At 32.7% G+C, this 2,661-nt stretch carries 4 protein-coding genes; all 4 read right to left on the bottom strand.

Annotated elements, in window-relative coordinates; genetic code table 11:
- Positions 1–1,537 precede the first annotated feature (1,537 nt).
- The 4 genes from ACFIKE_RS09235 to ACFIKE_RS09220 are packed head-to-tail and all read right to left on the bottom strand — an operon-like array spanning position 1,538 to position 2,556.
- Positions 1,538–1,756 carry an EexN family lipoprotein gene (locus ACFIKE_RS09235; RefSeq protein ID WP_375627169.1) on the bottom strand — a complete coding sequence of 73 codons (219 nt, stop codon included), beginning with the start codon at positions 1,754–1,756 and terminating at the stop codon, positions 1,538–1,540.
- A gap of 3 nt (positions 1,757–1,759) precedes the next feature.
- Complete coding sequence (locus ACFIKE_RS09230) at positions 1,760–2,029, bottom strand: EexN family lipoprotein (RefSeq protein ID WP_375649489.1); 270 nt, start codon at positions 2,027–2,029, stop codon at positions 1,760–1,762.
- Positions 2,030–2,073: 44 nt separating this feature from the next.
- On the bottom strand, positions 2,074–2,286 hold the full coding sequence (locus tag ACFIKE_RS09225; protein WP_375627165.1) for an EexN family lipoprotein: 213 nt from the start codon (positions 2,284–2,286) through the stop codon (positions 2,074–2,076).
- Positions 2,287–2,289: 3 nt separating this feature from the next.
- Complete coding sequence (locus tag ACFIKE_RS09220) at positions 2,290–2,556, bottom strand: EexN family lipoprotein (protein WP_375627163.1); 267 nt, start codon at positions 2,554–2,556, stop codon at positions 2,290–2,292.
- Positions 2,557–2,661: the final 105 nt, after the last annotated feature.

Genomic DNA, 2,661 nt, shown 5'->3' with positions numbered 1-2,661 from the left:
TAACATATTGTTATTCATAAAATCACCTCAAAAAGAACAGAAAGAGGTTTTTATGACTGATCTCGTAAAAGCCGCTGTGCTTTATTTAACCTTGATTATCACCATGAATGCTTTTGTTGTTATTTTAGTTCTCGTAATAGAAATATACTAAGCATATTCTCTTGGCTTTTTATAATTTGCTCAAACGATCATCTTAATTTTACATAAGATCAAAGCAAAATTTTAATTCTACAGATAAATCACACACCCAATTTCAAACATCGCTTGCAACTATTTAAATGTTAACTCTGCTTTTTGTATGCATTTTTAACCATCAGTTTCCGTCTTTTCATGCTACTTGAATCTCAACTTCATTCCCGCCTTAAAGAACTAAATTTTCTACCAAATCCGATCTGTAAATAATTTGTCTCCTCATTGAGTAAGTTCCTCTTGCTTCTTCCCTTCAGGGCATATCACAATTCTAAAGGAATATTTCAAGAAACTTTTGATAAATCCATTGAACACCATCATCATACACTTGCGAGGGAATAAACCAGCACCATCACACACTTTTCCAGCACCAAATGTTGCAAACAAAACCTTTAGTACTTGAGATAGTTCAAAAAAGCATTTTTACTTCTTTCTTCAACAGTTTTTATCCACACGGACCCTCCATGCTTGTAACGTGCAAGTAGATGATTTTAATTGATTCAACCTAGAACAGATTTTGACGAGATCCTTATTCAACATAAAATAATTAAATTATTTTTATAAATCAAAGTATTATTCAAAAAACATTCATCACACACTCGAGAACAAAAAAACTCATACATAAAGTTTTACATAAGCTCCACCGCTCAACATGATAATATTACAACACAATTAAGATAAAAAAATAACAAGGGAAAACCTTGCAAACTCAGAAAAGAGAGGGAAAAAATGAAACGGTGGGAAGAGCGCTCAATTCCTCACACATCCAGCAAAACCGTCCTAGAAAAACTGCCTCACGTCTTAACTAATGTTATAATATTCTCAAATCAAAAGCAATTTTTTAAAAATAGTTTGAGAAAAACATTTGAATATAAAACGATAATAATTCCATTCAGAATGTTTTTCTCTTTATTAAAATAGAGAAAAGTAAATTCAAAACAGATGTTTCCTCCCAATTTTTTTCGAAATTAGCCGCAACGCTTAAAGCCGGTCTTAGTGTGATGAAACATTTATTTGTGATAAAGTCAGCAAAACACCCCAAAGGTAAATTTAATCTCATGTTTTAAATACATGCAACCAAGACATTAAACAATCAGCGCATAATTTGAAAAATTAGCAGTAACACGTAGCAACTCATTCGGATGCAATACTATCACAATTAAAAGCACTTTTTGGCTAGACAAATGACAGTATAGCATCCGTTTACATAAAGAGTACAGATCGTAAACGACTAATTCTTGAAGCCATAAAAAGACTCTCTAAAAGTTAGAGAAAATCTAAAAAACAAAATAGAATCAATAACTAGCAAATTCCTTATTGATAGAGTAATTTATTGAATTTTAAGTTTTTAATTAATGCCAAACATAAGTTCCATATAGGCTTGTCTGGCATGTTGACAATTTTTAGATTTCTCTATAGACGATCGATCCATCTTTTCACATTTTTTTGCCCACTCTTCGAGTAATGTATTATCTTTCTTGAATTCCGCTACGCTGTAATTTTTTTCGCAACCAGCAACGACAAGTCCAGTACAAACCAGCAATGCTGTGATAATAATTTTATTCATGATTTAATTTCCCTCCTTTTTATCTTCAGTTTTTTTCTCGTCATCGTGTACAAAGCTCGTACCAGGCCAATCACGGGCATGAACTTCACGATACGCTTTATCTGCGTTCTTACAATTTTGAGAATCTAAACTCCCTGATATCATACATTTCATTGCCCATTGCTCGAGTAATTTAGGATCTTTCTTAAACTCTGCTACGCTATAAGTTTTTTCACAACCAGCAACGACAAATCCAATCCAAACCAGCAATGCTACAATAGTCGCTTTATTCATCAATAAATTCCCCTTCTTTTAGATTGATAAAATTTGGACATAAATTAGGGTCTCAAAAAAAGTTCTATATATGCTTGTCGAAGGTTTTTACAATTTTGAGAGGTTTTGAGCGGTGAATCGTCCTTCTCGCATTTCTTTGCCCATTCCTCGTATAATTTTTCATTTGTTTTGAATTCTTTTACGCTATAAGTTTTTTCACAACCAGTAACAGCAAGTCCAGTACAAAGCAGCACTGCTGTAATAATGACTTTATTCATGATTTAATTCCCTTCCTTTTTATCTTCAGTTTTTTCTTGGTCGTCCTTTCCAGAGCCGAAAACTCCCCATTTTTTACGAGTTTCTAATTCAGCTTTTTCTGCGTTTTTACAATTTTGAGAATCAAAACTCCCTGCAATAAAACATTTCTCTAACCACTGATTGAGTAATTTAGGATCTTTCTTAAAATCTGCTACGCTATAGTTTTTCTCGCATCCAGCAACAGCAAGTCCAGCACAAAACAGCACTGTTGTAATAATGGCTTTATTCATCAATAAATTCCCCTTTTTTCAAATTTACAAAGTTTAGGACACAATTTAGGGACCCATTAAATTTGTACATGCAGTTCATTGTGCATTTTCAAAAATTTTAAAATC

It is taken from the genome of Bartonella sp. MU70NMGDW, assembly GCF_042194085.1.
GTDB classification, from domain to species: Bacteria; Pseudomonadota; Alphaproteobacteria; order Rhizobiales; family Rhizobiaceae; genus Bartonella; species Bartonella grahamii.
The sequence above is the reverse complement of the archived record's forward strand: the minus strand, read 5'-3'. Positions and strand labels throughout refer to the sequence as shown.